We start from the raw sequence: 4,761 nt of genomic DNA, 5'->3' as shown, positions 1-4,761 counted from the left end.
AGCGTCGCGATGATCGAGAAGAAGAAGGTCAGCACCAGTGAGGGCGCCACCATCGGGATTTTGATCCGCAGCGCGATCTGCGTCGGCGTGGCGCCAGTCGGCTCCTTCCACGGCCTTCGCCTCGTCCGCGAGGCGGGCGAAGTCTGCGGACAGGATGCTGGGGTTGATCTGCGCGGCCATGTCCTAAGACTGTCATGCCCTCCGGGGCTTGTGGGCATCGGTCCCGGGTGGTCGGTTGGGTGCGGGCCGTACGTGACCGGTCGCGCCCACGCGGCGGAGCCGCCGATGTCACGGCCGCGCGCTCCTGCGGGGGCGCTTCCGCGAAGGGGGTCGGTATGAAGCAGGGCGTCGCGCATCTCGTCTGCGGGAGGCGGGCCAAGTGGCTCGTGCTGGTCTTCTGGGTGGTCGTGCTGTTCATCGCCGCGCCGTTCGCCATGAAGCTCACCGACGCGCAGGACAACGACGCCGCGTCGTGGCTGCCGGGGTCCGCGGAGTCGACGCAGGTGCTGCAGATCTCCGAGGACTTCCGGCCGGAGCAGATCCCGGCGGTGGTGATCTACGCACGGGAGAGCGGCCTGACGGCGCAGGACCGGGCGCAGATCGCCGAGGACGTGGGGCAGCTGAAGCAGCTGAGCGACCACGGCATCATCGGGGAGCAGACGCGGGGGCCGGTGTTCGACCGGCAGGCCGATCCGCGAGCGGCCCAGGTCTTCGTGCCGATCAAGATGGACGAGGAGGGCTGGGAGCGGATCTCACCCGCCGTGGACTCCATCCGGGACGACGTCGGTACGGGCAGCGACGGGATGACCGTGCACATCACGGGCCCGGGCGGCACGTCCGCGGACTTCGCCGAGGCCTTCGAGGGCATCGACTCGACCCTGCTGGTCTCCGCGATGGCCGTCGTCGTCGTCATGCTGCTCATCACGTACCGCAGCCTGACCCTGCTGCTGGTCCCCCTGGTCGCGGTGGTCTGCGCGCTGTTGACGTCACAGGCGCTGATCTACCTGCTGGCCGAGCACGCGGGTCTGACGGTGAACGGCCAGAGCTCCGGCATCCTCACGGTGCTGGTCTTCGGAGCGGGGACGGACTACGCCCTGCTGCTGGTGGCCCGTTACCGAGAGGAACTGCGGCGGCACGAGGACCGGCACGAGGCGATGGCGCTGGCCCTGCACCGCGCAGGTCCGGCCGTGCTGGCCTCCGGCGCCACGGTCGTACTGAGCATGCTGGTGCTGCTGGCCGCCGAGATGAACTCCACGAGCGGCCTGGGCCCGGTGGCCGCGATCGGCGTCGCCGTCGCCCTGGTGGCGATGATGAGCCTGTTCCCGGCCCTGCTGGTGATCTTCGGCCGCTGGATCTTCTGGCCGGTCGTCCCGCGCTACGGCAGCCCCGACCCGACCGAGCGCGGCGTCTGGGCCCGCACGGGCCGCCGTATCGCCCGCCGACCACGGATGATCTGGGCGGTGACGGCGCTCGCGCTGGCGGTCTGCTCCCTGGGCCTGATCCAGCTGCGCGCGGAGGGCATCGGCAACGCGGACGCGTTCACCGGGAAGCCGGACTCGATCACCGGGCAGGAGGTGTCGGCGCGCTACTTCCCGGCGGGCAGCGGTGACCCCCTGGTCATCGTCAGCAACCAGGCGCAGGCCGTGCAGGTGGGCCGTGCGGTCGCCGGGACACAGGGTGTGGTCCCCCAGTCCCTCGGCCTGCCGCCCGGCACCAGACCGGCTTTCGAGGGCAAGGTCCTCTTCGAGGCCACCATGACCGCCCCGTCGGACAGCGAGGCCGCCAAGCAGACGGTCGAGCGGGTGCGGGACGCCGTGCACGCGGTGCCGGACGCCGACGCCAAGGTCGGCGGCGGTACGGCGGCCCTGCTGGACATGGACAAGGCGACCACGCACGACAACGTGGTGATCATCCCGCTGGTGCTGGTGGTCGTCCTGCTGATCCTGTGCGGCCTGCTGCGGGCCCTGATCGCCCCGCTGCTGCTGATCGGGACGGTGATCCTTTCGTTCGCGGCGGCACTCGGCATCAGCGCGCTCGCGTTCCGGTACGTCTTCGACTACGCGGGCGAGGCGACCGACTTCCCGCTGTTCGTCTTCGTGTTCCTGGTCGCCCTGGGCATCGACTACAACATCTTCCTGACCACGCGCATCCGCGAGGAGGCGGCCCGCCAGGGCACCAGACCGGGCGTGGTCACGGGCCTCGCGGCCACCGGTGCGGTCATCACCTCCGCCGGCCTGGTCCTGGCCGGCACCTTCGCCGCCCTCGGCACCCTTCCGATGGTCGCCTTCGCCGAGATCGGTTTCACGGTCGCCCTCGGCGTCCTCATCGACACCTTCATCGTCCGCTCGGTCCTGGTGACGGCGCTGTTCCTGGACGTCGGGCCGAAGGTGTGGTGGCCGCACCGGCTGGCGCGCCACGACGGCGGGGCACCCGGCCGGGCGGCCGTGGGGGCGGGGGTCAGCCGGTCCGACGAATGAGCGCCAGATACATCGCGTCGGTCCCGTGCAGATGCGGCCACAGCTGCACGTCGGGCCCGTCGCCCAGGTCCGGTACGCCGGGCAGCAACGGCCGGGCGTCCATGAGGTCCGTGTCCGGGTGCTGCTTGAGCACGTCGGCGACGACGGCCCGGGTCTCGGCGAGGTGCGGCGAGCAGGTCGCGTAGCCCACGACACCGCCGACCCGCACGGACTCCAGGGCGGTGCGCAGCAGGCCGCGCTGGAGCGGCGCGAAGCCCTCCAGGTCCTGTGGGCGGCGCCGCCAGCGCGCCTCGGGGCGTCGACGCAGCGCGCCGAGGCCCGTGCACGGCACGTCGACCAGCACCCGGTCGAAGCTGCCGGGCCGCCACGCCGGACGCGTCCCGTCCGCGGCGATCACCTGGTACGGCCCCGGGTTGCCGTCCAGCGCCTTCGCGACGAGGCCCGCGCGATGGGTCTGCTTCTCGGAGGCGACGAGCAGGGCCCCTCGCTCCGCGGCGAGCGCACCGAGCAGCGCGGCCTTCCCGCCGGGTCCCGCGCACCCGTCCAGCCAGCGCCGGTCGGGTCCGTCCAGGGGTGCGTTGGCGAGGGCGATCGCGACGAGCTGGCTGCCCTCGTCCTGCACGCCCGCGCGCCCGTCCCGCACGGCCGTGATGGCGCCCGGCTCCCCGCCCTCGGTCAGCCGCACGGCATAGGGCGACCAGCGCCCCTGTACGGCGGCGTCCTCGTCGAGCAGTTCCTCCGCGGTGGCCCGCCCGGGCCGTGCCACCAGGGTCACCTCGGGCCGTTCGTTGTCGGCGCGGAGCAACTCCTCGACGCCGTCCCGCCCGCCGCCGAGGGAGTCCCACAGCGCGGACACGACCCACCGGGGGTGTGAGTGGACGACGGCGAGATGGTCCTCGGGATCCTCGTCGTAGGGCGGTGCGACCCGCTCCAGCCAGCCGTCGAGATCGTCCTGCGCGACCTTGCGCAGCACGGCGTTGACGAACTTGGCCCGCCCGTCGCCGAGCACGACCCGCGCCAGCTCGACGGTGGCGGACACGGCCGCGTGCGTCGGGATCCTCGTGCCGAGCAGCTGATGCGCGCCGAGGCTCAGAACGTCCAGCACCGGCGGGTCGACTTCGCCGAGCGGCCGGTCCACACACGATGCCAGAATCGCGTCGTACGTCCCCTGCCGCCGCAGCGTCCCGTACACCAGCTCGGTGGCGAGCGCCGCGTCCCGGGCGTCGAAGTCGTCGTTCTCGCGCGCCTTGCGCAACAGGGGCGGCAACACGAGGTTGGCGTAGGCGTCCCGTTCGTCCACGGCCCTCAGCGCCTCGAAGGCGAGGATGCGGACGGGGTCCTTCTTGGGCCGGCGGTAGGGCTTGCCTGACGTGCGGGCTCGACGGGGCTGTTCGCTCACGAAAAAGGTGCTCCGGGGGTGAGATGAAGTGCGCCGTCCAGCCTACGCCGCCGGGAGCAGGACGAAACCCGCGACGGGCACGAGCGCTACCGCAAGCAGGGCAGAGGAGAGCAGGGCAGGGCAGGGCAGGGCAGGGGGGCGGTGTCGGGCCGCGTCGTCGGCCCCGCCCCGGCGTCAGCCGCCGAGTCGCTCGCCCTCGGCGATCCGCACCCCGCGCGCCCAGTCCGCCGCCCGCATCGGCTTCTTGCCCTGGGCCTGCACCCACAGCAGCTCGACGCCGTAGGAGCCGGTGCCGACGTGGACGTTGTTCTTCCCGGCGGCGATCTGCCCCGGGGCGAGGCCCGTCCGGTCGGGCACGGGGGCGACCTGGATGAGCTTGAGGCGCTCGCCCCGGAAGGTGGTCCAGGCGCCGGGGGCCGGGGTGCAACCCCGCACCATCCGGTCGACGCGCAGCGCGGGCGCGCCGAAGTCGAGGTGCGCGTCCTCGACGTTGACCTTCGGGGCGAGGCTGATTCCGTCGGCCGGCTGCGGCACGGCCTTCAGCGTGCCGTCCTCGATCCCGTCCATGGTCGCCGCGAGCAACCCGGCACCGGCGAACGCCAGCCGGGTCAGCAGGTCCCCGCTGGTGTCGGTGGCCCGGATCTCCTCGGTCACCGTCCCGTACACCGGCCCGGAGTCGAGCCCCTCCTCGATCAGGAACGTCGACGCACCGGTGATCTCGTCGCCGGCCATGATGGCGTGCTGCACGGGCGCGGCGCCGCGCCAGGCCGGCAGCAGGGAGAAGTGCAGATTGACCCCGCGTCCGCTCACTGGCCTTCGGCCCCGAACGCGGATACCTCCGATACCTCGGCTTGCAGACCGGCGCCTTCGTCTTCACGGATCCAG

At 72.5% G+C, this 4,761-nt stretch carries 2 protein-coding genes and 2 pseudogenes; 1 reads left to right on the top strand and 3 read right to left on the bottom strand.

All coding sequences use genetic code 11. The features are described from left to right. Window positions 1-180: pseudogene (locus ABZ281_RS38265) on the bottom strand (hypothetical protein); the annotation flags it as partial. A gap of 155 nt (window positions 181-335) precedes the next feature. Between ABZ281_RS38265 and ABZ281_RS38260 the strand changes: the two are divergent. Continuing rightward, on the top strand, window positions 336-2,477 hold the full coding sequence (locus tag ABZ281_RS38260) for an MMPL family transporter (protein WP_356662627.1): 2,142 nt from the start codon (window positions 336-338) through the stop codon (window positions 2,475-2,477). On the opposite strand, the gene ABZ281_RS38255 is transcribed toward ABZ281_RS38260, so the two are convergent. After that, window positions 2,458-3,876, bottom strand: a complete 1,419-nt coding sequence (locus ABZ281_RS38255) for a transcription antitermination factor NusB (RefSeq protein ID WP_356662626.1) — start codon at window positions 3,874-3,876, stop codon at window positions 2,458-2,460. The genes ABZ281_RS38260 and ABZ281_RS38255 overlap by 20 nt on opposite strands. 174 nt (window positions 3,877-4,050) lie before the next feature. After that, window positions 4,051-4,671 (bottom strand): annotated as a pseudogene (locus tag ABZ281_RS38250) (methionyl-tRNA formyltransferase); the annotation flags it as partial. Between the last annotated feature and the right edge of the window lie 90 nt (window positions 4,672-4,761).

Source organism: Streptomyces sp. NPDC006265 (assembly GCF_040613555.1).
Taxonomy (GTDB): domain Bacteria; phylum Actinomycetota; class Actinomycetes; order Streptomycetales; family Streptomycetaceae; genus Streptomyces.
Note: the sequence above shows the minus strand (reverse complement) of the source record. Positions and strands in the feature narration are given on the sequence as shown.

Coding starts and splice junctions, on each gene's coding strand:
- ABZ281_RS38260 (WP_356662627.1), top strand. CDS start 336: ATGAAGCAGGGCGTCGCGCATCTCGTCTGCGGGAGGCGGGCCAAGTGG.